21 protein-coding genes are annotated in these 25,966 nt (G+C 49.8%); 10 read left to right on the forward strand and 11 right to left on the reverse strand.

The window, feature by feature from the left end; all coding sequences use genetic code 11:
- Positions 1-287 precede the first annotated feature (287 nt).
- On the forward strand, positions 288-1,685 hold the full coding sequence (locus IT781_RS07590; protein WP_194969542.1) for an amidase: 1,398 nt from the start codon (positions 288-290) through the stop codon (positions 1,683-1,685).
- A gap of 102 nt (positions 1,686-1,787) precedes the next feature.
- Here IT781_RS07590 and IT781_RS07595 read toward each other — a convergent pair whose 3' ends face one another.
- From IT781_RS07595 to IT781_RS07605, 3 genes are all read right to left on the reverse strand, one after another.
- Complete coding sequence (locus IT781_RS07595; RefSeq protein WP_194969543.1) at positions 1,788-2,975, reverse strand: pyridoxal phosphate-dependent aminotransferase; 1,188 nt, start codon at positions 2,973-2,975, stop codon at positions 1,788-1,790.
- Between the two features lie 116 nt (positions 2,976-3,091).
- On the reverse strand, positions 3,092-4,288 hold the full coding sequence (locus IT781_RS07600; protein ID WP_194969544.1) for a hypothetical protein: 1,197 nt from the start codon (positions 4,286-4,288) through the stop codon (positions 3,092-3,094).
- A gap of 45 nt (positions 4,289-4,333) precedes the next feature.
- Positions 4,334-4,507: a hypothetical protein gene (locus tag IT781_RS07605; protein WP_194969545.1), complete on the reverse strand. Its 174-nt coding sequence runs from the start codon at positions 4,505-4,507 to the stop codon at positions 4,334-4,336.
- A gap of 238 nt (positions 4,508-4,745) precedes the next feature.
- Between IT781_RS07605 and IT781_RS07610 the strand changes: the two genes are divergently transcribed.
- Positions 4,746-6,221, forward strand: coding sequence for an MBL fold metallo-hydrolase (locus IT781_RS07610; protein WP_194969546.1), 1,476 nt, complete (start codon positions 4,746-4,748; stop codon positions 6,219-6,221).
- Between the two features lie 342 nt (positions 6,222-6,563).
- Positions 6,564-7,274, forward strand: coding sequence for a M23 family metallopeptidase (locus IT781_RS07615; RefSeq protein WP_228778995.1), 711 nt, complete (start codon positions 6,564-6,566; stop codon positions 7,272-7,274).
- Between the two features lie 736 nt (positions 7,275-8,010).
- Here the strand turns inward: IT781_RS07615 and IT781_RS07620 are convergent.
- From IT781_RS07620 to IT781_RS07635, 4 genes are all read right to left on the reverse strand, one after another.
- Entirely contained in the window at positions 8,011-9,189 is a 1,179-nt protein-coding gene (locus IT781_RS07620) for a helix-hairpin-helix domain-containing protein (protein WP_194969547.1), read from the reverse strand.
- 165 nt (positions 9,190-9,354) lie between these two features.
- Positions 9,355-10,032, reverse strand: a complete 678-nt coding sequence (locus IT781_RS07625) for an NrdJb (RefSeq protein WP_194969548.1) — start codon at positions 10,030-10,032, stop codon at positions 9,355-9,357.
- 14 nt (positions 10,033-10,046) lie between these two features.
- Complete coding sequence (locus IT781_RS07630; protein WP_194969549.1) at positions 10,047-12,200, reverse strand: adenosylcobalamin-dependent ribonucleoside-diphosphate reductase; 2,154 nt, start codon at positions 12,198-12,200, stop codon at positions 10,047-10,049.
- 336 nt (positions 12,201-12,536) lie between these two features.
- A complete protein-coding gene (locus tag IT781_RS07635) occupies positions 12,537-13,946 on the reverse strand; it encodes an amino acid permease (RefSeq protein ID WP_194969550.1) in 1,410 nt (469 codons plus the stop codon).
- Positions 13,947-14,262: 316 nt separating this feature from the next.
- Here IT781_RS07635 and IT781_RS07640 point away from each other — a divergent pair, with 316 nt between their 5' ends.
- Both IT781_RS07640 and IT781_RS07645 read left to right on the forward strand, forming a co-directional pair.
- Positions 14,263-15,435, forward strand: coding sequence for a zinc-dependent alcohol dehydrogenase (locus tag IT781_RS07640; protein WP_194969551.1), 1,173 nt, complete (start codon positions 14,263-14,265; stop codon positions 15,433-15,435).
- A gap of 12 nt (positions 15,436-15,447) precedes the next feature.
- The gene (locus IT781_RS07645; RefSeq protein WP_194969552.1) at positions 15,448-15,984 is read left to right on the forward strand and encodes a DUF421 domain-containing protein; all 537 of its coding nucleotides are present in this window, start codon (positions 15,448-15,450) and stop codon (positions 15,982-15,984) included.
- Between the two features lie 156 nt (positions 15,985-16,140).
- Here IT781_RS07645 and IT781_RS07650 read toward each other — a convergent pair whose 3' ends face one another.
- From IT781_RS07650 to IT781_RS07660, 3 genes are all read right to left on the reverse strand, one after another.
- Positions 16,141-16,407, reverse strand: coding sequence for an RNA-binding protein (locus IT781_RS07650; RefSeq protein WP_194969553.1), 267 nt, complete (start codon positions 16,405-16,407; stop codon positions 16,141-16,143).
- Positions 16,408-16,509: 102 nt separating this feature from the next.
- Positions 16,510-16,713, reverse strand: coding sequence for a cold-shock protein (locus IT781_RS07655; protein ID WP_194969578.1), 204 nt, complete (start codon positions 16,711-16,713; stop codon positions 16,510-16,512).
- 207 nt (positions 16,714-16,920) lie between these two features.
- On the reverse strand, positions 16,921-18,474 hold the full coding sequence (locus IT781_RS07660) for a LysM peptidoglycan-binding domain-containing protein (protein WP_370526963.1): 1,554 nt from the start codon (positions 18,472-18,474) through the stop codon (positions 16,921-16,923).
- 197 nt (positions 18,475-18,671) lie between these two features.
- Between IT781_RS07660 and IT781_RS07665 the strand changes: the two genes are divergently transcribed.
- Positions 18,672-19,388 (forward strand): class I SAM-dependent methyltransferase, encoded by a 717-nt coding sequence (locus IT781_RS07665; RefSeq protein WP_194969554.1) that lies wholly within the window; start codon positions 18,672-18,674, stop codon positions 19,386-19,388.
- On the forward strand, positions 19,381-19,848 hold the full coding sequence (gene rnhA, locus IT781_RS07670) for a ribonuclease HI (protein ID WP_194969555.1): 468 nt from the start codon (positions 19,381-19,383) through the stop codon (positions 19,846-19,848). Before IT781_RS07665 ends, rnhA begins: the two co-directional genes overlap by 8 nt.
- A gap of 14 nt (positions 19,849-19,862) precedes the next feature.
- Here the strand turns inward: rnhA and IT781_RS07675 are convergent, their stop codons facing one another.
- Positions 19,863-20,243 (reverse strand): YajD family HNH nuclease, encoded by a 381-nt coding sequence (locus IT781_RS07675; protein WP_194969556.1) that lies wholly within the window; start codon positions 20,241-20,243, stop codon positions 19,863-19,865.
- Positions 20,244-20,490: 247 nt separating this feature from the next.
- Here IT781_RS07675 and IT781_RS07680 point away from each other — a divergent pair, with 247 nt between their 5' ends.
- The 3 genes from IT781_RS07680 (at position 20,491) to ctaD (ending at position 25,928) form a co-directional block, all read left to right on the forward strand.
- A complete protein-coding gene (locus tag IT781_RS07680) occupies positions 20,491-22,335 on the forward strand; it encodes a hypothetical protein (RefSeq protein ID WP_194969557.1) in 1,845 nt (614 codons plus the stop codon).
- A gap of 500 nt (positions 22,336-22,835) precedes the next feature.
- On the forward strand, positions 22,836-24,260 hold the full coding sequence (coxB, locus tag IT781_RS07685; protein WP_228778999.1) for a cytochrome c oxidase subunit II: 1,425 nt from the start codon (positions 22,836-22,838) through the stop codon (positions 24,258-24,260).
- Positions 24,261-24,314: 54 nt separating this feature from the next.
- Positions 24,315-25,928 (forward strand): cytochrome c oxidase subunit I, encoded by a 1,614-nt coding sequence (gene ctaD / locus IT781_RS07690; protein ID WP_194969559.1) that lies wholly within the window; start codon positions 24,315-24,317, stop codon positions 25,926-25,928.
- The last annotated feature ends 38 nt before the right edge of the window (positions 25,929-25,966 follow it).

Here is a 25,966-nt window from a genome sequence, read left to right on the forward strand (position 1 = left end):
CAGTTAAAGCAAGATGAAGCGTGAGGATTTTTATATCCGCTTTGTATGTTTCAATATTTATGCCACCGGAAAAAGCCGAATTTTATGGCCTTAAAACACAATAATTGCTTGATATCGAACAGTTAGTGTTTGAAGTCTGCTTGTTTTTAAGCAATCACCGTCTTGATTTTATTCAATGAATCGCACGGAACTCTTTAAATCATAATTTGGCTCGATAAATGCTTTAGTGATGGGAAAAATTTTTACCTTGCCTTATCAACCCATCACAAAATACAGAGATTCCACTCATGGCCGATGATTTAACACAGCTCAGCGCGAACGAATTGCTCGCACTCTACCGCAGCAAGGCGGCGTCGCCTGTCGAAGTGACCAAAGCGGTGCTGGATCGCATCGCTACGTTGCAGCCGCATTTTAATGCCTATCGCGTCGTCGATGCCGAAGCAGCGCTGGCTCAGGCAATAGCCTCCGAGCTACGCTGGCAGCGCGGTGCGCCGCAAGGTGCGCTCGACGGTGTGCCGGTGGGTTTTAAGGACTTGCTGAATGTGCAGGGTCTGCCCACACGCAAAGGCAGTCTGGCCACATCGGACAAACCGCAGACCGAAGATAGTCCCGCCGCCGCGCGGCTGCGCGAATCGGGCGCAGTGCTGCTCGGCAAAACACAAACTGCCGAGTTCGGCTGGAAAGGCCTCACCGAGACGAAGCTGGCAGGCGTCACGCCCAATGCCTGGGATCGCCAATACGCCAGCGGCGGCAGCAGCGGCGGGGCGGCTGTCTCGGCAGCGCTGGGCCTGGGGCCCTTGCAGGTAGGCACCGATGGCGGTGGGTCGATTCGCCAGCCGGCGTCGGTAAACGGCGTATTCGGCTTCAAGCCCAGCTACGGCCGCGTGGCCGGTTACCCGGCGGCGCACAACGGTACTCTGTTCCATATCGGCCCCATTACCCGCACTGTGACGGATGCCGCTTTGTTGCTGAATGTCATTGCCGCGCCCGACGTGCGCGACTGGACCAGCTTGCCGAGCGACGGCCGTGACTGGACGGCAAATCTCAATGATGGGGTGAAAGGTCTGCGCATCGCTTACAGCCGGACGCTGGGATACCTTAAAGTTGATCCAGGCATTGCGGCTATCGTCGACCGCGCTGTGGCCCGCTTGACCGAGTTGGGCGCCATTGTCGAGGATGTTGACCCGGGCTTTGCCAATCCTGCGCCCATCCTCGGCGCGTTGGCAGCCGAACGCGCCGCCCGCTTACGGCGAGATATTGGAGAAGTGGGGCTGGCGCTGCTGGATCCTGGTATCCGCGCTTCGCTCGAAAAGGCGGAACGGCACACCTTGGCTGAAGTCGTTGAAGCCAACCGACTGCGCGGAGAACTCGCCGTGTTGATGCGGCGTTTTCACCAGCGTTACGACCTGCTGGTCACGCCGGTCACCTCGCAACCCGTGCCTTATGTTGGCTCAGCGCCAGAGGCTCCGTTCCTGTCGCCTTTTAATCTCACCCAGCAGCCTGCCGCATCGGTGCCGGCCGGCTTTGACGCAAACGGTCTGCCGGTAGGCCTGCATATCGTCGGGGCTCAGTATAATGATGCATTGGTACTGCGTGCAGCGCGGGCTTTCGAAAACATCCAGCCATTTCCTGCACTGCACCTCAGCTCTTTGCGCGGGCATGCGCCGGCATGGAAGCTTGCCTGAAGCGCTTTTCGAGATCAATCAGCTCGGGAAATCCTTTGCCGATTTCCCACAATTACATCCAGCGCATTGAGATTATCAGCCTTCGACTGGCACAAACTTAAGCTAGGCCGGTTGGCTAATTTTCAATGGCGCTCCGGCGCGGAATTTACTCAGACGAGCGACGGCTTCATGTAATACCGCATCTTCTTTGGCAAAACAAAAACGTATTAGCCCTTCGCCTTGGGGGCCCTGGTAAAACGAACTGCCGGGTATGCCGGCAACGCCCGTCTGTTCCAGCAGCGCGAGGGCGGCCGCTTTGGCGGTCGGGTAGCCCAGATGCGACACGTCGACTAATACATAATATGCGCCTTGCGGTATCAGCGGCGTCAATCCGGCATCGGCCAAACCCTGGCAGATGATGTCCCTTTTACGCTGATATTCGGCCCTTAGCTTGTCAAAATACTCCGGCGGAGCTTGCAGGCCTGCCTCGACTCCGTATTGCAATGGGGATGGCGCGCAGACATATAGCAGATCATTGACCAGATTGATGGCTTTCGCCAGGCTGGCATCGGCGACTGCATAGCCCAGCCGCCAGCCAGTGATGCTGAAGGTCTTGGAAAACCCCATGATGCTGACAGTGCGTTTGCCCAACCGGCCGATGGAGGCCGGTGATAGATGCTGACGGCCGTCATAAGTAATGTATTCGTATATCTCGTCGGAGATGATCAGCAGATTGTGCTGTTCGGCAACCCGCTCGATAATCGCCAATTCGGCGGCACTGAACATTTTTCCGCTGGGATTGGATGGCGTACAAACCACCATTGCCCGGGTATTGGGACGTAAAGCGGCACGCAACGCCGTTTCATCCAGCGCGAATTTAGGCGGCGCCAAAGGCAGAAAATGCGGTTCCAGTCCATTCAACAGGATCGTGTTGAGGTGATAACCGTAATAAGGCTCCAACAGCAAAATGCCGTCTCCCGGATTGAGCAATGCGGTCAAGGTCGCCGCAAAGGCGCCGGTAGTGCCGCAGCTGATAACGATTTCGTGGTCAGGATCAACGTCCAGGCCATTGTCCCGCTTTAATTTTTTCGCAATGGCCTGCCGTAGCGACGCTACGCCTTCGGAGGGTGTATAAGTATTGAGGCCGTTTTGTATGGCCTTGATCGCCCCCTCTCTGACCATCGGCGGTGTTGGCAAGTCGCCTAAACCTTGTCCTAAATTAATCCCGTCCAGCCGCTCGCATTCGCGGGTCATCAGACGGATATCAGAGGGTTGTAAATTGGCAATTCGATTTGCGATAGGAAAATTCATTCACTTGTTTCCAAAAATAGCCCAGCCCATGGCTGGCAATAAAAAAATAAAAACGTAAAGAGAGCCCTCATACTATTCCTGTCGGTTAAGGGCTCACTCACAGACAAGGCAACGGCTTAATTTCTGGCGTAGTCTTGATTGCGCGCCACGAGGTTCATTGTCTGTTCGATAAAACACCAGAAAGGCTTGCGCGTCATGAAACCATGATTAGGGATGATGCGTTTGTCCACTTGAATCACCCAGTAAGGATCGTGCGCAGACGAATCATCTTGAAGGCTCAGGTGCAAACCGGCGGAAGCCGAACTATCCGCTCCGGATGTGCATGACCAGTCATCTGCAAATGCGCTATTTGACTCCAGCCGATGCGTAATAAACCGTTTGAAATGGCCGACCGCAGTGGTGTCCAACTCCCATTTGGAAACGTCTGCCAGTTCATCATCCGGATTCAAATCTTGCCCGGATTCGAGCAGGGCAGGTACTGCTCTGCTCCAGGCGAACGCGGTCTTGGTCATGGCGTCCGTCTCCGACGTAGCGATCAGCAGTAGCGGATTGTGTCGGTCAGCGAACGGAGACTCACGCTTATAGTGTTGCGCGACTGCGCGAATCCTACTGAAACGCTTGGCTTCGAACGCTGGATTGACCAGCGCCACCAGATCGCCGAAACCGACTGGCTGGCTACCGTCCGCGTGAGTCAAACGTTGCAACAAAACGCGTTGCAAAGCATTGAATATTACCGTAGCGCCCAGGCTATGCCCGATCGTCAATAATCTGTTGTGCTCCTTGGTATCCCCCTTAACCACGGCTTCAACCTGTAACAGAAAATCCAATAGCTGGCTGCGGCCTATGGTCTCGCTGACCGCTTTTCTATCCCAGAACGTCACTAATCTCAGCCAGGGCAGATCCAGGATTTCGCCGCGCCAGCCAACATAAATACCCACCACTTGGTATTGCGGATTACGCCGCTTGATATCACGCAGGCTGTCCCTGAAGCGGCGGACATTGCTATCGGTATCACTGGCATTATGGTGCCAGCCATGAGTGTAAATCACTACGTATTGCGGTTGCTGCGCGTGCTTCAACCAATTCAACAATATGTCTGCCTGTCGTTGATCGTAAAATCGGCCACGATCATTGATCTCGACAAAGCCCAACATATAATGGTCTTGCTTGTCGACCACCAGATTGGCCGAACCGCAGTTGTTGCCCGATGCCGATAAACAAGGGGCATCACTAATCTCGGTTCTGAAATAGTCCTTAGGCACGCAACCCGAAACCAGCAGCAGTAACAGCAACGCCAACAGCGATTTATTCATGCATAAGAATATTGCCGGACAATAGTCGAAGAACAGTCCGCTTTATTAATAAACTGCAACGCATAAAAGTCTCTCCGCAGGATTTCTTGCCAATAATGCCAGACCGTTCATCAAGGCTGTTTCGTCATGGCTAAGTATCAGCAGATTTCGTGCCGCCAACCGAACCGCCACAATCGCGGATTTTTTACACTTGCCGCGCGGCAATTGTTCTTCAAGCAACAGCAAATCAACACATACTGTTACATAAGCAGCATCGGTTACACCTTGGCGATGCCGAAATCTTCAAGCTCATAGCGAACTCGAGCAATTTAAGGGTTTCGCCATGCTGCAGCCTGTGGCATGTGTCTTGCGATATGGACAGTTCCACAATCAACTTACAGTCGTTGTAAATCAAGCTACGGCAAAAAGGCCGAGGAATCGGCCTGCAACAAGCCCATAAAAATTAACAGGAGTTTACATGCACAGATCACTCTATACCGCCGCCGCTCTGGCGGTGGCATTGTCTACCAGCAGCTGCAGTTCATTGCAGCCTCTCAGCCTGCACTTGGCGAGCGATGCCGCCGGCGTAGACGGACTGAGATCCATTGAGTTTTCAGGTACCGGCCGCTGGTATCAATTCGGTCAGGCGCCCAACCCGGATTTGCCATGGCCGCCATTCCATCTCAAAAACTACACTGCCGACATTGATTACGATACAGCCAGCGCCAGAGTACAGATCACCCGCAGCCAGGTCATCGAGCCTGGCCGCAATCGTCCGGCGCCGGTCGAGCAGAAAGCCGATCAATACATCAGCGGTGCGACCGCCTGGAATCTGGCCCAGCCTGCCGCCAATGCCGCCAATCCTGCGCCGGTCGTTAATCCCCAGCCAGCGGCTGTCGAGGAACGCCGCGCAGAAATCTGGGCCAGCCCGCAAGGTTTCCTGAAAGCGGCGCTTGCTCATCATGCAAAATCCGAAACAGTGGATGGCGGCGCTGAAGTCTCGTTCAGTCTGGGCGGGAAATACCGTTATGTCGGCACTTTGAACGCCAAAAACCAGCTGACCAGTGTAAAAACATGGATAGACAATCCGGTGCTGGGCGATACGTTGGTGGAAACTTACTATAGCGATTACAAAGACTTCGGCGGCATTCAATTCCCCAGCCACATTGTCCGCAATCAAGGCGGTTATCCGGTGCTGGACATCAATGTCTCATCCGTCAAAGCCAATCCTAAAGTAGACATAAGCGTGCCTCAGGAAGCCGCCAAGGCACCCAAAGTCCTCGTTAATGCCAATAAACTGGCTAACGGCGTTTATTATCTTACCGGCGGCACCCATCACAGTGTCGCGATCGAACAAACGGATCACATCGTCGTGATCGAAGCCCCGTTAAATGAGGAACGTTCGCAAGCCGTCATCGCCAAGCTGAAGGAAACTATCCCCGGCAAGCCCATCAAATATCTGATCAACACCCATGCCCACTTTGACCATGCCGGCGGCTTGCGTACGTTTGTCGATGAAGGCGCCACCATCGTCACGCATCAGCCAAACCAGGCTTATTATCAAAAGATCTGGACGAATCCGCACAGCATCCATCCCGACCGGCTGGCTAAATCAAGCAAGCCAGCGAACTTTGAAAGCTTTACCGGCAAACGCGTACTGACGGACGGCAAGCGCAGTATCGAGATTCATTCGCTTGCCGACAATAGTCATAATGATGCGTTCGTGCTGGTCTATTTGCCCGCTGAAAAAATCCTGATCGAAGCCGACGCTTATACGCCTTTGGCCGCCAACGCGCCGTTGCCGGCTGTGCCGAATCCGTATTCGGTGAACTTGTACGAGAACATTCAAAAATTGAAACTGGATGTCGGCCAGATTGCCGCCTTGCATGGGCCGCGTGTAGCGACATTGGCCGACCTGCGCAGTGCCATCGGCATAAGTAGGGCTTCCAGATAAGCCGTGTAAGGATCGAGGCTGAGGAATGAAACTTTGGACTCGATCCTGCCTGCCTCGTATAGGCGCCACCAATGGTTGTGCTGCCTTAGCAAGATGGCACGTTGTTCGGGTAAGCGGTTCTGTTGCGTGAATTTCCTTCGAGAGCGAAGGGTGGTTTCGCGTAGCAAACCGCCATTTCCAACAGGCCAGCAATATTGCAGAATATTACGGTTTTAAAGCTCCGGTTATTGATGGATTGCCTAGGCGAATCCGCTCTATAATTCATCCGTCATACGACCATGCCCAACGGTTGTGCCGTTGGGTGTCCCTCACACTATGCGCTCCGGCGCCCGGTTACCTCCAATGTTAAACGTTATGAGAGCAGAGCCAGAACCAGTCATTGTGGATTTCCCGCTGCGTGGGGAATGGGTGGCTGCGTATACCCCGGCAGAGCAGATACCGAGCCATGGTAGCGATCAGCTCGGCCAACGGTTCGCATATGACTTCGTGCGAATCCAAAGAGATGAGAAGGGCTGGAAATTCTTCCGTCCCCCAATCATTGCCTATGCCTTGTTCGGAGTCAGGCTTAAGGATTGTTATGGTTGGGGCGAGCCGATCTATGCACCTTTCGATGGCGTGGTGATCTCCGCCAACGACGGATGGCCCGAAAGGAAACGATTGCATTTCCTGCGGGATACGGCAGTGGTTCTCAAGAATGGGCTGTTCTTCAACCTGGAGAAGCCCGGCGACCTCAGGTCGGTTGTTGGCAACCACGTAGTTCTCAAAATGAGGGGCAGGGAGGTTTACGCTTTCTTCGCTCATGCGCGGCTTGATTCTGTGCGGGTTCATGAAGGCGATCATATAAAGTGCGGCCAGTATCTCGCAGATGTCGGGCACTCAGGCAACTCCACAGCGCCGCATCTCCACTTCCAGCTCATGGACAGGGCCAACATCCTCGAAGCACAAGGCGTGCCGTGTGGATTCCGGGCATACCAGGCACTGATCGATGGCGTATGGAGGGAGGTTAAAGAGGGAATTCCGGGCAAGAGGGAATTCATCAGATATGGCGAATAACATGTCGCTGAACCGGATGCCGCGTCGCGACGCGGCTCCGTGCCGATTGCCTCTGCGTTGAGCGGACAATTTGCGACCAATAGCAGCCGTCCAAAAATACACAACGCCGACAGAAATTGGCCGGATTCCGTCAGCCAATCGACAACCAGAAATCGACTCTGAGCGGACGGTCAGGTAGTGCAAAATGTTTTGAACATTAATATTGCCGGCGGCAAGTTGCTTGGGCAGGAGATTACAGAAGCGTAGGGCGGTTTTGCGCAGCAAACCGCCATTTCCAGCGGGCCAGTAACATCATGGCACATTGCGTTTTTCAGGCTCCTGCTGTTGGTGGATAGCTAAGTTTACTCAACAATTCATTAACCATACGGACATAAACAGTTATGAGGTGCGGGATTAGTCCCGTATGCCGCGCCGAGTACCGGAGATTTCGGCGGGAATAGCCCGAAGGGGTGCGGCAGGGATGCCGCACGTTGACGAAGGGGCAGGAGCCCCTTTCGGCAACCCCCGTCGAAATTGAGGAACGCAGGAAGCAAGCGGCATCCGGGCGGCCTTTTCTTTGGTTTCTTTCTTTTGGCCGCGCAAAAGAAAGAAACCCGCCTGCCGGTGCGGGAACCGGCGTTAGATCAGGCTTCGCGTTAGCGAATCATTGTTTTTTGCAAATCGACGCAGAGCGTCTATAGTTGAATTCCCACGCCGGAGCGTGGGAACGATAAAAATTGACGCGATTGTTATACGATTACTCATCAATAACAAACTCTTCTTGGGCTTTCTTAACTGTTTTTGGTCCAACACCATTTATCTTAGAAAGAGTGTCTGAATCTAAGAAGCCTTCTTTAATACGATGTTTAAAGATTTCTTTAGCTATATTCCGATTTACTGAGAGCAATACCTCTAGCTCATCTATGGTTGCGGTATTAATATTTGGTTTGCCTTTATTGGTAGTTTCTTCACTTAAGTGTTCCATAATATCAGCTATTACCAAATAGGTATGGAATACCGCTTTAGTTGCTTCCAACTGCCCAAGCTCTGCATGCACCCCTTTATTAGCTAGTTTGTTTATTTTCTCTAACCACGAACCCAAAAAGTCAACATGCGTTTTTGCTAGTGCTTTATTGCTATCCGACTCGATTGAAGCGTCCATGAAAGCCCATATTCTGTTTACATACTGGCCTTGCCCCAAAACCCTTCCATTTGTTTTCTGGTCTGATGCTGGATATAACTGGTCAGCAAGACCCTCAAGAAGCCTTCTGCAAGTAGTTAAAGCTTGTGACCATTCTTCTTCCTTAGTAGAAGAAACGGATTTGAATGCGAGCATTAACTGCTCAGCAAGAACCGGATCTAGATCTAATAATTTGTCATCAACCGCATTTTTAAGTAAATCAAAGCAATTGCTAACGGTTCCTGAGAACTTTAATTCGTTGAATAACTTTGAAGCTACCTCATGTGCTTTTTTACGCACATAGTTAATATGCCTATTAAGATCATTTTTATAATAGGTGCCATCATTGCCGCGTTTGGTTCGTATTAGATCTGCATATCGCTCTTCAACGAATCCAATATTTACGTAACCACCACCGCTTTTTGGGTACTTTGCCGTAAGTTCTTCGTTTGAATAATGAACTCCCGCTTTCAAACCAAGATTATCAATTTCTCTTTGGTATTCAGCCAGCTCTTCAACAACCTCTTTAGAATCATCTTCTTGCCTTACTACAAGAGTATCCACAAACTTTCTAAGAGCAGATGTATATTCTTGTTCACCCAGTTGAATTAGGCACCAAGTATGTATTTCTGTGTTATCCATAATCACTGATGCTCTAGATATCTTTTGGACAGCAGATAAAACTGAACCTTTTGGTGATTCAAGTTCGTTTAATGCTTCCTCAAGTAAACGAAGTGATTCTTTTTGTTGTTTCATGCTTTCCTTTTCGTATAACAAGTGATTTTCTGGATTTGGATAACATGCAAATCCAGTATGTTATCCAGCATTATTTTTAAAAGTTGTTCTTTATTCAATTTAAGCTCAGCAAGGGCGATCCGAAATTAGATAATCTACTTCATGCCGTTACAAAGCCTATTCCCATCACCCACACTTACTCTCCCCACAATTCAAACAAGTCATACACCCATCCATCAGCACCATAGCCTTGGTGCTGCATTTGGTGCAGAGCACAGCTTTTTCAGGAAACGCCTGGCCTTCCGATGAACCATGCTGAGCTTCAAACTCGCGGCGTTTTTCTTCCAGAAACTGCTTCTGATGGTCGCTCATCACTTCCGGCTTGATCATGCCGATGTGTTTCAGGTGCGATTCAATGGCGTAGCCGATTTCGGCAACCAATGATGGCATGAACACGCCGCCTTTCTTGAAGTAGCCGCCGCGCGGGTCGAATACCGCTTTCAACTCTTCGACCAGGAAGCAGGCGTCACCGCCTTTTCTGAATACGGCCGAGATAACGCGCGTCAGCGCCAGCACCCACTGGAAATGCTCCATGTTCTTGGAGTTGATGAAGATTTCGTAAGGGCGGCGCTCTTCATGTTCCGTGCCCTGGTTCAGGATGATGTCGTTGATGGTGATGTACAGGGCATGTTCCGACTGCGGCGTTTTGATCTTGTAGGTGGAGCCTACCAGCACTTCGGGCCGCTCGACGTTTTCATGCATGCGCTCCAGCGCCTGCTGTTCTTCCTGCTTGGCGGCTTCGGCAGTAGTTTCTTTGGTCAGGACTTTGTAGCCGACGATTTTTTTTGCGATCTTATGTGTCATGTCTGTAATCTCGATTAAAACTTGCCGTAGTAGCCTTCTTTCAAGGCGTCAAACAGATTGGCGGCGGTATGGACTTCTCCGTCATATTCCACTTCTTCGTTACCTTTGAATTCCACCACATGGCCGTCTTCGAGCGTGAATTGGTAGGTGGTGTTTTCCAGATCCGATTCCTTGACCAGTACGCCCTGGAACACTTCCGGGTTAAAGCGGAACGTCGTGCAGCCTTTCAGTCCTTTCTCATAGGCGTATTCGTAAATCGACTTGAAGTCTTCATACGGATAATCGGTCGGCACGTTGGCGGTTTTGGAGATTGACGAATCGATCCATTTCTGCGCGGCGGCCTGGATGTCGACATGCTGTTTGGGCGTGATGTCGTCGGCGGCGATGAAATAGTCCGGCAGTTGCTGGTCCGGTTCCTGGCTGTAAGGCATCGCGTTGGGGTTGACCAGCGCGCGATAGGCCAGCAGTTCGAAGGAATAGACATCGACTTTTTCTTTGGTTTTCTTGCCGGCGCGGATGACGTTGCGCGAATAATGGTGCGCAAAGCTCGGCTCGATGCCGTTGCTGGCGTTGTTGGCCAGCGACAGCGAGATCGTACCGGTCGGTGCGATCGAACTGTGGTGCGTGAAGCGTGCGCCGGTCTCGATCAGTTGCGCGGCCAGTTCGGGCTCGATCTGGGCCAGTTGCTGCATGTAGCGGCTGTACTTGGAGTGCAGGAGTTTGCCCGGTACCTGATCGCCGACTTTGTAGCCGTCGGCGACCATTTCAGGGCGTTTGTGCAACATTTCGCCGGTGACGGTGAACATCTGTTCCATGATCGGGGCGGGGCCTTTTTCCTTGGCCAGCGCGAGGCCTTCCTTCCAGCCTTCCACGGCCAGGGTTTTGGTCACTTCTTCGGTGAATTGCAGCGAGCGTTCGTCGCCGTATTTCATGCCCAGCATGGTGACGGTGGAGCCCAGGCCCAGATAACCCATGCCGTGGCGGCGTTTGGTGAGGATTTCATGCTGCTGCTGCGGCAGGGGCAGACCGTTGATTTCGACGACGTTGTCGAGCATGCGCGTGAAAATGCGGATGGTTTTGCGGTAAGTGTCCCAGTCAAAATGCGCTTCACTGGTGAACGGCTTTTTGACGAAACGGGTCAGGTTGATGGAGCCTAGCAGGCAGCTGCCGTAAGGCGGCAGCGGCTGTTCGCCGCAAGGGTTGGTTGCGCGGATTTTCTCGCAGAACCAGTTGTTGTTCATTTCGTTGACCTTGTCGATCAGAATGAATCCGGGCTCGGCGTAGTCGTAAGTGGAGCTCATGATGATGTCCCACAGACGGCGCGCCGGGATCGTTTTAGTGATGCGGCAGGCGAGCAGGCCGTCTTCGTTGACGATATAGCCTTCGTCTTTGCCGGGCAGGTCGCGCCAGATGATCTGCTCGGGGTTATTCAGGTCGAGCTTGTCCAGCTGGAGTTCTTTTTCGGTGATAGGGAATGACAGCGGCCATGGTTTGTCGTTTTTAACGGCTTCGATAAACTCCGAGGTGATCAGCAGCGACAGGTTGAACTGGCGCAGGCGGCCATCTTCGCGTTTGGCGCGGATGAATTCGACGACGTCGGGATGACCGATATCGAACGTGGCCATTTGCGCGCCGCGCCGGCCGCCGGCCGAGGAGACAGTGAAGCACATCTTGTCGTAGATATCCATGAACGACAGCGGGCCGGAGGTGTAGGCGCCGGCGCCGGACACGTAGGCGTTTTTGGGCCGGAGCGTCGAGAATTCATAGCCGATCCCGCAGCCGGCCTTCAGGGTCAAGCCGGCTTCATGCACTTTGTGCAGGATATCGTCCATCGAATCGGCGATCGTGCCGGACACGGTGCAGTTGATCGTCGATGTGGCCGGTTTGTGTTCCAGCGCGCCGGCATTGGAAATAATGCGGCCTGCCGGTATGACGCCCTGACGCAGTGCCCACAGGAATTCCTTGTAGTACTGTTCTTGCTTGGCTTTGCCTTTTTCCGCTTCAGACAGCGCTTTGGCCACCCTTTGGTATGTTTCGTCCATTGTGGCGTCAATAGCGACGCCTTCTTTGGTCTTTAAACGATATTTCGTATCCCAGATGTCAATCGAAGCATCCTGGAACGGTATTTCGGTCACGGCATTGGCTACGACATGGAGTTTGGCTGTCATTGATAAGTCCCTGTGATTGTTGTGTAAGGGGATGAAAACAAGCCGTTGCTTTTGCGGGCAATTTATGCTTGTTAATCGATATGTAGTGATTTATAAATAGGATAACACAATATATAGTGGTTATCGAGAAAATAATGAATCCTCATATGGTTAAAAAATGCTTGCAGGAAGACGATTTTTTAATGTAGGGATTCTGTTTTTCATCAATTTTAGATTCAAAAACGCCTGGCAAAGTTTAGCGGGATTGCGCCAGGGCAGCGTGCGGAATATCGATTGTGGCGGCGGGTGAGGTCATCGTCTGCCTTTTGCAAGGCAGACGATGACAAGCAGAGTCGTTTAGGCGGATTTTGCCAGTTTGCTGTGGCGCATCGAATAGGCGAAGTAAATGATCAGGCCAAGAACCAGCCAGATAATGAAACGCAGCCAGGTGAGGGCGGGCAGGAAAGCCATCAAGCTGCCGCAGGACAGCATGCCGAGTACCGGGAACAATGGGTGGAACGGCGCGCGGAACGGACGGGGCATGTCCGGTTTGACGATGCGCAGTATGAGCACGCCCAGGCAGACCAGCACGAATGCGGCCAGAGTGCCGATATTGACCAGTTCCGCCAGATCGCCCAGCGGCATGAAGCCGGCAGTCAGCGATATGATGATGCCGCAAAGCACAATCACGCGCACCGGCGTTTGGGTTTTAGGGTTGATCTCGGAAAAGAAAGGCGACAGCAGGCCGTCGCGCGACATAGCGAAGATGATGCGCGTCAGGGCATAGTAAAGCACCAGCATTACCGTCGTAAGCCCTGCGATGACGCCGGTTGCGATCAGCGCCGATGCCCAGTTGATGCCGATCAGGCTCAGGGCGTGCGCCACGGGCGAGGAGACGTTCAGGTCGGTATAAGGCACGACGCCGGTCAGCAGGCCGGATACGACAATATAAATGATGGTGCAGAAGATCAGCGAGGCGACAATGCCAAAGGGCAGGTCGCGCTGGGGATTTTTGGCTTCTTCCGCGGCGGTCGAAACGGCGTCGAAACCGACATAGGCAAAAAACACCAGCGATGCGCCGGCCAGAACGCCGGTCGTCTTGCCGTCGGGCAAGGTCTCAAACCAGCCGTAAGGCATGAAAGGGCTCCAGTTGGCCGGATTGACGTTGAACACGGCGACGGCGATGAACACGGTTATGGTGATCAGTTTGACGAATACCATGGCATTGTTGGTTTTGGCGCTGTGCTTGACGCCTATGATCAGCAGACCCATCAGGAGCAGAATGATGGCCGAGGCCGGCAGGTTGATCAAGCCTCCCAGTTTGGGCGCTTTGGTCAGCATTTCCGGCAGTGGCAGGCCGATGGCCACCAAGGCGTTGTTGAAATAGCCGGACCAGCCGTTGGCGACGGCCGCCACCGAAATGCCGTATTCGAGCAGCAAATCCCAGCCGATAATCCAGGCGAACAGCTCGCCGAACGCCACATAACTGTAGCCATAAGCGCTGCCGCATCCTCCGATGGCGGCGGATAGTTCTGCATAAGCCAGCGCGGCAAATGCGCAGGCCAACCCCGCTATGACGAACGATAGTATGACGGCGGGCCCGGACATCGTTGCGGCGGCTATGCCGGTCAGGACAAAAATGCCAGTGCCAATGATGGCGCCAATGCCCAGAAAGGCAAGATCCCATGCCGATAAGCAGCGGTGAAGGCCGGTGCCGGAATGGTCATCCGGCTTGAGGTGTTTGGTGCGGAAAATTTGCAGTGACATATGATCTCTGAGCGTTTATTAAAGTTGTTTATTAAGGAATTGGACATTGGCAGAAGCGTCATCATCTGCTGAGTGAGCTTAATTATAGTGTAGGAAGACAGTATAACGATAAATCTAATGCCATTTTTTGCTTACTTTCAGCGATTAAAAGCAGGTTTTCAGTGATTAAGGGCAAGATGACGGCAAGGCATTGCTCAGCCGGCGTGGTTTCAATCTTGTGTACGCCATCGTACCGACAGAAACGCTGAATGGAACTAAGGTTACAGTCATTTCCGAGGCGAATCGCCTCGTAATCCGTTTCTTCAGGAGCACAGCTATGAGAGCACTTTGTTGGCATGGTAAATCCGATGTACGTGTTGATACTGTTCCCGATCCCATTATTGTCGATCCTACGGATGCTATCGTAAAAATAACGTCTACCGCGATTTGTGGCTCCGATCTCCATCTTTACGACGGCTATATGCCGACCATGGAGTCAGGCGACATTTTGGGTCATGAGTCTATGGGGGAGGTTGTTGAGATCGGCGCTGAGGTGAGTACTTTGAATATAGGCGACCGCGTCGTTATTCCTTTCACGATTTCGTGCGGGCACTGCTTCTTCTGCGAAAAAACGCTTTACGCATGTTGCGATACCACTAACCCGAATGCCGAAATGGCGCGCAAGGTGATGGGGCATTCGCCGGCCGGCATTTTCGGTTATTCCCATTTGTTAGGTGGTTTTTCGGGCGGCCAGGCGGAATATCTGCGCGTGCCCTATGCCGATGTTGGGCCGATCAAGATTAAATCCGGGCTGCCCGATGAAAGAGTGCTCTTTCTGTCCGATATTTTTCCTACCGGCTATATGGCTGCCGAAAATGCCCATATTGAGGCAGGGGATACGGTAGCAGTATGGGGCTGTGGACCGGTAGGACAGTTCGTTATTCAGAGTTGCTGGATGATGGGCGCCGGCCGCGTCATTGCTATCGACCGTGTGCCGGAACGCCTGAGCATGGCGCAAGAGTACGGCAAAGCCGAAATCGTCGATTTTGAGGAAGAGGATGTCTACGATCGATTGATGGCGATGACGAATGGCCGCGGCCCTGATCGCTGCATTGATGCCGTCGGCTGCGAGGCGCACGGTACCGGCAGTTTCGATGCGGTACTCGATAAGGCGAAAGCGGCGCTTTATTTGGCCACTGACCGCCCGCATGCCTTGCGTGAAGCGATTATGTGCTGTCGTAAGGGAGGAACTGTCTCAATTCCTGGCGTGTATGTCGGTCTTCTCGATCATATGCCGATGGGGGCGGCGATGAACAAAGGCTTGACTTTGAAAATGGGGCAGACGCATGTGCAACGCTATCTTGAGCCGTTGCTCGAGATGATTGAAGACGGTCAGATCGATCCGTCTTTTGTTATCACGCATCGTCTGGGATTGGAGGATGGCCCTCAGGCTTACCAGACTTTCCGCGACAAGGAAGATGGCTGCATTAAAGTGGTATTGAAGCCGTAAGCCGGCAAGACAATGGATATTTTATTTCAGATTGATTGGCGGTCGGTTTTTGTTCCATCCGTTGGTATTCTGGAGATTATTGTACGCGGCACGATCATCTATCTGATGCTGTTCGTTTTATTGCGGGTGCTAAGGCGTGAGGCTGGATCTTTGGGAATAACCGATGTTTTGGTGATTGTGCTTATTGCTGACGCGGCCCAGAATGGCATGGCCGGCGATTATAAATCCATTACCGAAGGGCTCGTTTTAGTCGCGACAATTGCTTTTTGGGATTACTTGCTTGATTGGCTAGGTCACAGTATCCCTTCTTTTCAACGACTTATTCATCCCGCTCCCTTGTTGTTGATAAAAGATGGCCGGATGCTGCGCAGAAATATGCGTCAGGAAATGATTACTCAGGACGAGCTGATTAGCCTGATACGACAACAGGGGGTGGAGCGGGCGAGTGAGGTCAAGGCGTGTTATCTGGAGAGCGACGGCGGCATCAGTGTGATAAAAAAAGATGCTGACGACAGTAGTTCTCAAGGGCCAACGAAAAAGCAGCCGTGAATTTCATAAGCCTCATCATTATGCCTGTCCGCTTAAATTCTTAAGCAGAGCGACTGCAGGGAGAATTGACTTTTTCTGCCCGCGCAGTCCCTCATAAATTGATGGCAATTTAAAAAAGTGGCAAGTCAAATGGAAAATAAATTGCCTGAATGCGCTTTAATGGCGTCTGCCGTTTCTGCCGCCAGTCGGCTCTTCAAATTTGACTTTTAAAGGTTTTCCGCAGTACAGGTTGCCGTCTAGCCCGGCGATAGCCGCTCGGGCTTCATGGCCTTCCATTCCGATAAAGCCGAAGCCTCGGCATTTACCGCTAAATATATCCGAAGCCAGTTGGATGGAGCGGACTTTTCCATATTGGGAAAATAAAGCTTGTACAGATTCTTCAGTGGCGTCGCTAGGTAAATTTCCTACAAAAATTCGTTTCAACAGATATGTCCTAAGTTCGGAGGATTGGCCAATTTGGCCTATATTAGTCACAACCCCCTCAGTTTATGCCGATGGGGTCGTGGATCAGAAAGTACCGTAAGATTAAGCTATGGATACTTGGGATGCTTGCGGGCCTTTAGGGCCTTTTTCTACTTCATACTTGACTGGTTGACCTTCAGTCAGTGTGCGATAGCCATCGCCAGAGATTGCAGAAAAATGCACAAACACATCTGCACCGCCATCGCTAGGTGAAATAAAACCAAATCCTTTGGATTCGTTAAACCACTTAACAGTACCTAATGCCATATAAATTACCTCAATAAATAAAAGATGTTCGATTGCAGATATATCGGGCAATTTAAAGGAAAAAACGAATAGGATTTCTGTAAAATGCTGAATAACATGCAAAATTGGATTAGTGGCCATATAAGACCTACTAGCTTCCCCATTATAGAGACTAATGTGAGGTATAGCTATCAATATTATTGATAGCTATACCTCGTCTATCCGCATTTAGGTTGTGGGTTGGCTGTTATCAATCAGGATTTTTATTTTTTGCCCGGGACGCAGAGCCTTGCCTATTGTGTCTGAATTCCATTTGCGGAGGTCTGTAAGCGAGACATTGAATTTCCGGGTAATTTTCATCAATGAGTCGCCCGGCTTGACGGTGTAATGGATCAGGCGGAATGGGTTTGGTTCTGCAGAAGATGAGGTAACAAGCTGTTGCTCTCCGCCTTTAATGATGAGTTTTTGGCCGGGTGTCAATGAACTTGCCAGCGTGAGTTTGTTCCAGCTTGCGATATCTTTGCCGCTAACCGAAAAATTTTGGCCGATCTTCCAGAATGTATCGCCTTTTCTTACAGTATAGGTTCGGCTATTCTGGAGGTGACTTTTAGATGCTTTGGCGATAATCGGGAAATTGGCTGAATTTCTCGATGAAGGGATTTTTAAAATCATGCCGGAGTGAATAGTATTGCCGGCCAGATGATTGGCCTGGCGGATGGCTTTGGTCGTTGTATGATTTCGGGTGGCAATCGAGGTAAGCGTTTCGCCTGATCGAACCTTGTGGCGATTGTAAGCAACTTGCGTGACCTGCTCGTCATGGGGAACATGAGGTACTCGTTCTTCATAATACCGATGCTGGGCGACCCGGTCTTCATCGGGCAGCATTGCCAGGTTTCTTTTGAATGACTGGGCCTGGTCAACGGGAACCAATAAGCGATGAGGGCCTTCAGGCGCAGTGGTCCAGCGGTTAAAGCCGGGGTTTAGTTTTAAAAACTCTTTAAGCGGGGTGTTGGCCAACTGAGCGGCTTTATCCAAATCCAGTTGAGATTTGATGTCGACGACCTCAAAGTAAGGCTTATTTGGAATATATTGCAAAGGAACATGGTATTCGTCGGCATGGGCAAATAATTTGGCCACAGCCAGCAGCCGAGGCACATAATTCATGGTTTCTTCCGGAAGGTTCAAAGACCAGTAATCCGTCGGTAGGGATAGGTCTTCATTCCTTTCGATGGCTTTTCTTATATTGCCTTTTCCATAATTATAGGAAGCCAATGCGAGCAGCCAATCTCCATCAAACGTTTCGTTCAGCTGTTTAAGAAAAGTAGTGGCGGCTTTGGTTGATGCATAGACGTCGCGCCGGCCGTCATACCACGAATCCTGCTTGAGACCGAAGAGGCGGCCCGTAGCCGGTATGAACTGCCAGAGGCCTGAAGCATCGCTTTTTGAATAGGCTTCCGGTAGGAACGCACTTTCAACTATTGGCAGTAATGCCAATTCTCCAGGAAGATCTTTGGCTTCAATTTCATTGAGGATAAGATGCATGTAGGGTTCTGCCCGTTCCTGAACCCTGGCAATATAGTCGGGGTGCTGCAGATACCAGTTTAACTCGCGGTCTATGCGTTCATTCTCGATTTCGGGCAATGCGTATAAAGACAGTAACCGCTCCCAGACGCTGCCGCGGGAGTTTAATGATCCTTTAAACCTTTTTTTAGATAATGGAGTATGGTGATGGTATACGTAATTGCTGTCTTCCTGGCCTACAAGCGGCGGTTTTTGACTCACGCTCAGGGGATCTTTAGCATTTTCCGAGCAACCTGATGCTATTAAAAGGATCAAAAAAGATAAAAAATTAACTGACCTGTTAAAATTGGTATGCATCATCTAACCCTAAGGTGAAGTCTAATGGTTTAATATTTTATTATTGTACAGCTTGTCTTCCTTGAAAACCATTTAAAGCCATGAATTGTTGAGCTAGATCAATGAAACGCGATTTTTTGTTTGCCTGCTACGAGACTCCCAGGGGCAAGCTGCTGAAGCAGCTTGAAGAATGCTATTTGCGGCGGGCTATTACCGTCAGTTGTAAGCAGACTATTTTGCAGATCGGTGGATTAGGCTGGGAAAATCAATTCATTGATTGCTCTTTATACAAAAACTATACGGTGCTCGATGCCAAAAATCTGGGCAGTAATGAAGCAAGAAAGATTCAGGCAAAGTCATATAATCTACCGCTGCAAAGCAATAGCATTGATATGATAATACTGCCGCATTTATTGGAATTCGACGCCAATCGGTTTCAGACCATGAGAGAGGTGGAACGCGTTCTGAAGCCGGAAGGCTTGTTGGTCGTGCTGAGTTTTAATCCTTGGAGCTTATGGGTCAGGTATCAGTATTTATGGGATAAAAAAATGGCTGACTCCTGGCGTGGACATTTTATTTCCAGGGCAAGAATATTAGACTGGCTGAAGTTGCTGAACTTTGAAGTAACGCTCTCATCGGATTTTAATCTGAATTCGGTGAAATCGACGAATGGCAGATTGAATGCCAACAGACATGCATTTTCTGCGGCGGCGTATGCGGTGAAGGCGATAAAACGCCGTTATCATTTAATTCCTTTAGCACCTGTGGAAAGGACAAACCCCCAGTTGGTCTTTGCCAATTCAATGGGTTCACCAACAGAATCAAGCCAACATGACTGATCGCGTTATTATTTATACCGACGGCGCCTGCCGCGGCAATCCAGGACCTGGCGGATGGGGCGCCATTCTCAAATACAAAGGTAAGGCCAAGGAACTGTACGGCGGGGAACTGGAAACGACAAATAATCGTATGGAGCTGACGGCTGCCATACAGGCTCTGGAAGCGCTGACAAGGCCCTGTACTATCGAGCTTCATATCGATTCAAAATACGTACTGCTCGGGATCACCGAATGGATGGTCAACTGGAAAAAGCGGGGCTGGAAAACCGCAGCTAAAACACCGGTTAAAAATGAGGATTTATGGCGCAGGCTGGATGCCGCTATTGAGAAGCACGATATAGAATGGCGATGGGTAAAAGGGCATGCAGGAGATGAGGGCAATGAGCGGGCGGATGCTTTGGCAAATCTCGGCATTGATTCCTTGATGGCAAGACAGGGTAGTCATGCAATTGCCCGCTGACAAGCCTTCCTGAGTTATTTTTTGCTGTCCAGTAAGGCTTTGAGGTTTGCAAAAGGATTATGGGTAGGGATTGACTCGGACGTTTTATGAGATTGACCGCTGTCAAAGCGAGCTTCTTCATACCGCGAATGCTCATTATCGTGGCAGTAAAGGCATAATAATTCCCAATTGCTGCCGTCGGGAGGGTTATTGTCGTGGTTGTGGTCCCTATGATGAACGGTCAGTTCGCTTAAGTTCTTGTGTGTGAATTCTCGGGCACAGCGTCCGCATATCCAGGGGTACATTTTGAGCGCTTGTCCCCGATAGGATTGTTCCCGCAATTCCTGATTACGTCGGGCTTCAATAACAATTTGATTTAATTTATCCTTATCAATATTGGTCTTTTTAGTAGGCATAGGGTTTCTTGTCAGGTAGGCTATGATCTTTTTTACAATTAGAGAAAGGCATCGTCAAATAAGTGCCTTATATATACCTTAAATATGATCTGCTGTAATATTTTTTATCCTTTTGTATCTCCATGTGCTTTAGTTTGCTTGGATGCACGTTAAAAAATAAAGCATGACAAAGCCCCCTGGAAAGTCCTATTATTTTCCCCTTTTTTTGGCTTGAGTCGCAGTTCAGCTAGCGATACAAGGTTAAAGCATGTCAATTCGTTATATTTCCATTCTTATTTTCTCTGCTGGCTATATATTGTCAGGATGCACAACTACCCGTCAAATTGCTATCGATCCTCCATCAATTGAGCCGCATTCTTTCCAGCCTTTGCAGGGATTTTCGGTTATTGACGGCGATGATTATTATGTACGGCTGATTTCCGAGTTTGATTCCAAAGCGGACAATGTATTAAAAAACGGCTGCGCTGATATTGCGCCATCCTATAGCAAGGGCGATTCATCAGCGGCTCTGATTTACGGCGTTCGTAATAATGCGCTCAAGTTCAACAGTGAAGCCACCGGTTTCCTATATCAGACCGCGACAGGGAAGTGCAATTTCAAGTTCGAGGCTAAAAAACAGTATCTCACGCCGTGGATACGCTTGGATTCAGGCAAGGAGACTATGGTCGACTACAACATCTATACAGATGCCAATAATGATCTGAATTTATCAAAACTGGTCGGCGATGTGAATGCGGCCAGTGGTCTGCTGGCGATGACTGGGGTCGGTATGGGCGTTGCCGTTATGGGGCAGTTCGCCAGCGAATGGGTGAAAAGCAGTCAGCAAGCGGCGCCGGCCGCCGTCCAGGAATCAGTCAAGCATAGTTCGGAATCGCACTCGTTGCCGGCTGCGACTTCATTTTCAGGCAAGGCAGGTACGCTCAATCATTCCGTATTCAAGGTTCATGAGGTGTCGGAAGGCGGCATCAATCCGTTTGGCTCGGATATCAAGCTTCTGGGCGAACTAAAGGTTTATCCTGAAATTTTGCCGTCATTATTGTTGAAAATGACGGCGGATGGAATTCCCGACGCGCGAGATTTATCGCTGGAGGAAATGTGGTACTCGCCCATAAAATCAACAACAGGCCAGATTACACTGCAGCAATTGATTGAGCAGTCGCAGCATCCGGCAAAGCCGAAGTTAAATCCCGACTGGAATAATTATGCTGAAGTCGAGAGTAATTGCCGGAAATTAAAGCTGGTTTTGAAGGATCTCGGCTTTAATAAGTTTGACCGTAATGCCGTGCTTTATTATTTTCTGGCTAAAAACGGCGATTGGAAAAGCTATAATATATCTCCACAGATGGCCATGGCCGACGAGATCCGGCCCAAAGTGCTGGAAGATTATCGCCGCAAGGGCTTCGGTAATTGTCTCGCGGTTGACGATTATGCCGTTATGAAATCAATGGGTTTATCCGTCAATGCGCAGTCGGACTGGAATTTGATCGGTGAATCCAGGCAGAAAAAAGAACAGTTTTTTACGCCGATGCAGTCAGTGGAAAGGCAGTTGATTTCAGTGCTTAAAAATCCCAATCCGGCTGAAATGGCGCGCCAGATGTTCCCTTTATTAACTACTGCAAAGAGTGGTGACGGTACGGTATTGCTACAGAATCATTTGGGCGATTTCGGCCTGGAAGCATTGTTGAATCCATCTGCTCCGTTAGCGCCTCCAGTCCCAGGTGCGCCAGAGGCTCAAACAGCGCAGCCAGCTTCATCCGCTCCCGCGGTTATTCCCGGAGAAGGAATCATTATTAGCGCGCATCAATTGGCGCGAGTCTTTTCCGGGCTTTCCATAAGCGAGCTGAGCTGCGCTCGTCCTGCGCCTGAGCAGCAAGGAAAATCAGCGGAGAATGTGGGGATTTTCTTATTTACTACCAACGATGGCAGTCCGCGCGCCAAAGGCGGTGCCATAGAGTTTGAATTTTCAGGCGGAAAAATTAACCGCATAGCATTTCAGTTGCCGACTTTCAGGGATTTCGAGCAGGATCTGCTGAATCGTCCCGAAATTGGCGGTTGCCGGATTGATCCGGCTTTTCTGAAGAAGTTGCACTAAAAATTGTCAGGACTTTATAGAAGTTGACGGGCAATCGAGAATTGAAAATGCTTGGTTGTTTCATTTATCAGTGACTAATTCAAGAAAATTGTTCTACATCAAGTTGAATTGTTCCGCATCAGTTAGAATTATTTTGCATCAAGTTAATTCAGATGTCATAAGAAACCAACACAAATCCAAAATTGTCTTTTTCCGAAGTAGATTTCAATACATAAGATAAATAGCGATAGAGTGAAGCTCTTCGGTCTAAATTCTACAGACTTCTAGCTTAGAGAAGCTTCATAGGTTAGAATTGCACAGTTTATTTGTGAGAATTCTTATAGAAAAGACGCAATGGGGGTTTAGTGCGTCTTTGAAATTACGAAACGATAACGCATACAAGAGTTTATAACTACTAACGAGGAGAGCGCTCCGTGAAAACAATAAAGCAACTGCTCGCAGGTCTGATCTTAATGGCTTTTGGCCTAGGGACAGCGCAGGCGGCGTATACGCTCAATTTAATGAAAGGGGTTACAGAAATCAGTAATGATATTTATGACCTGCATATGCTGATTCTATGGATATGTGTATTCATAGGCGTCGTCGTATTCGGCACTATGTTCTATTCGATTTACCATCACCGTAAATCAAAAGGACATAAAGCGGAGCAGTTTCATGAAAATACTACTGTCGAAATTATCTGGACCATTATTCCGACACTGATTCTCATCGGTATGGCCATTCCGGCAACCAAAGCCATGTTGGAGTTGGATGATGTGCAAAATGCAGATATGTCCATTAAAGTCACTGGTTGGCAATGGAAATGGGAATATGAATATCTGGATAACGGTATTCATTTTTTCAGTAATCTGGATGAAGCCAGTAATAAGGCGCGTCAGGTAGGTTCGGACATAGATCCTCGTACAGTTCCCAACTATCTGTTGAATGTGGATAACCCTTTGGTTATTCCTACAAAGAAGAAGATTCGTTTCGTATTTACAGCGGCTGATGTAATTCACTCATGGTGGGTGCCTGAGTTGGGCTGGAAAAAAGATACTATCCCTGGCTTTATTAACGAAGCCTGGACCTCTGTTGACAAACCTGGTGTATATCGTGGCCAATGTACCGAACTCTGCGGTAAAGATCATGGCTTTATGCCTATCGTAGTCGTTGCAATGGAACAGGCCGACTATGATGCTTGGGTGAAAAAGACTCAGGAAGAAGCGGCAAAAGGGCCTGATTTAAGTGAGCAAAGCCATGATGAACTGGTTTCTAAAGGTGCTGCCGTTTATGCGAAAAACTGCGCATCCTGTCATATGGCCGGTGGCGAAGGCGTTCCGGGCACATTCCCTGCTATTACCGGCAGCGCTGTTGTGAAAGGCGATATTAAAGACCAGACTAATTTGGTGCTGAATGGTAAAGGCATGATGCCGGCTTTCGGAAAAATGCTGAACGCAGCTGAATTGGCTCAGGTTATTACTTACACCAGAAATGCATTAGGCAACTCAGTGGGTGATGAAATACAGCCTAAAGCTATACAAGAACTGCTGCCTGCAGGATCTGCTCCTGCCGCAAAAGAAAAGCCGCAGGAAAAAGTGGATGCGAGTAAAAAAATGTCGCTTGATGATTTAGTGGCTCGCGGAGAATCTGTGTACGCCCAGAACTGTGCATCATGTCACATGGCTGATGGCGCCGGATTGCCTGGTACGTTCCCGGCCTTAAAGGGAAGCCCTATGGTAACAGGTGACATCAATGCCCAGGTTGATTTGATGATGAACGGAAAAGGCATGATGCCGGCTTTCGGAAAGACATTAAATGCGGTTGACTTTGCCGCAGTCGCAACATATATCCGTAACAAACTGGGAAATTCGGTAGGGGATTCTATACAGCCTTCAGCGATTCAGTCTCTGCAATCGGCTATGCCTGCTGAAGATGATGATGAGTAAGTCATTGACTTTGTTATCAATAAAATCTTTTCATATATTCATAGAGGTTAAAATATGTCTGCTGTAGTAGCTGAACATGAACATGACGATCATCATGATCACGGCCCTCAGAAGGGGCTTTTAAGATGGGTAATTACAACTAACCATAAAGATATCGGCACCTTGTATTTAATGTTCGCACTGGCGATGTTTTTCGTCGGCGGCGCAATGGCAATGGTTATTCGTGCTGAGTTGTTTGAACCGGGCATGCAGTTTGTCAATCCCCAATTCTTCAACTCAATGACCACCATGCATGCTTTAGTGATGGTGTTTGGCGCGGTTATGCCCGCGTTCGTAGGTTTAGCCAACTGGATGATTCCAATGATGATTGGAGCGCCTGATATGGCATTGCCCCGTATGAACAACATGAGCTTCTGGATGCTCGTAGCCGGTGTTCTATTGCTCGCCAGCACCTTGTTTATGGAAGGCGGCGCACCTGCAGCCGGTTGGACTTTATATCCGCCGCTGGTGTTGCAGACTGGCACCGCATTGCCTTTCGCGATTTTCTCAGTGCATTTGCTGGGTATTTCGTCCATCATGGGGGCGATTAACATCATTGCGACTATTTTCAATATGCGCGCTCCAGCTATGACATTGATGAAAATGCCATTGTTCGTCTGGACTTGGCTGATCACCGCTTTCCTGTTGATCGCTATCATGCCGGTTTTTGCCGGTGCGGTAACCATGCTGTTGACAGACCGCTTCTTCGATACCAGTTTCTTTGATGCTGCTGGCGGCGGTGACCCGGTTCTTTATCAGCATATCTTTTGGTTCTTCGGACACCCTGAAGTGTATGTCATGATTCTGCCAACTTTCGGTGTGGCTTCCACCATCATTCCGGTATTCGCTCGTAAACCTTTGTTCGGTTACAGTTCAATGGTTTACGCAACTGCATCAATCGCTTTCCTGTCATTCATCGTATGGGCTCACCACATGTTTACAGTCGGCATGCCTGTAGCAGGTGAGTTGTACTTCATGTATGCAACCATGCTGATCGCGATTCCGACTGGCGTTAAGGTTTTCAACTGGACAGCCACTATGTGGAAAGGCTCAATGACATTTGAAACACCGATGCTGTTCTCGATCGCTTTTGTCGTACTGTTTACCATGGGCGGCTTTACTGGACTGATGATGTCTATAGCGCCTTCCGATTTCCAGTACCATGATACTTATTTCATCGTTGCTCACTTTCACTACACGCTGGTTCCGGCTTCTGTCTTTATTTTGATGGCGGCAGGCTACTATTGGCTGCCTAAATGGACCGGCTATATGTACAACGAAAGAATCGGCAGATTGCATTTCTGGATATCTGTTGTATCAGTCAATGTTCTGTTCTTTCCTCAGCATTTCTTGGGGTTGGCAGGTATGCCGCGCAGAATTCCTGATTACGCGGTTCAATTTGCTGACTGGAACATGATTTCAAGTATTGGCGGCTTCATCTTCGGAATCAGCCAGTTGCTGTTCCTGTGGATCGTTATCGATACCATTAAAGGCGGTACAGGTATAAAAGCAACAGATGAAGTTTGGGAAGACGCGCATAAGCATGGCCTGGAGTGGACTTTGCCATCTCCTCCTCCATACCATACTTTTACAACGCCTCCAGCCACTGTACCGACTGAACATATCTAATCTGAATATTACAGATCCATTAGGTTCTAATGGATCTG

This window comes from Methylobacter sp. BlB1 (assembly GCF_015476545.1).
Classification (GTDB): Bacteria; Pseudomonadota; Gammaproteobacteria; order Methylococcales; family Methylomonadaceae; genus Methylobacter.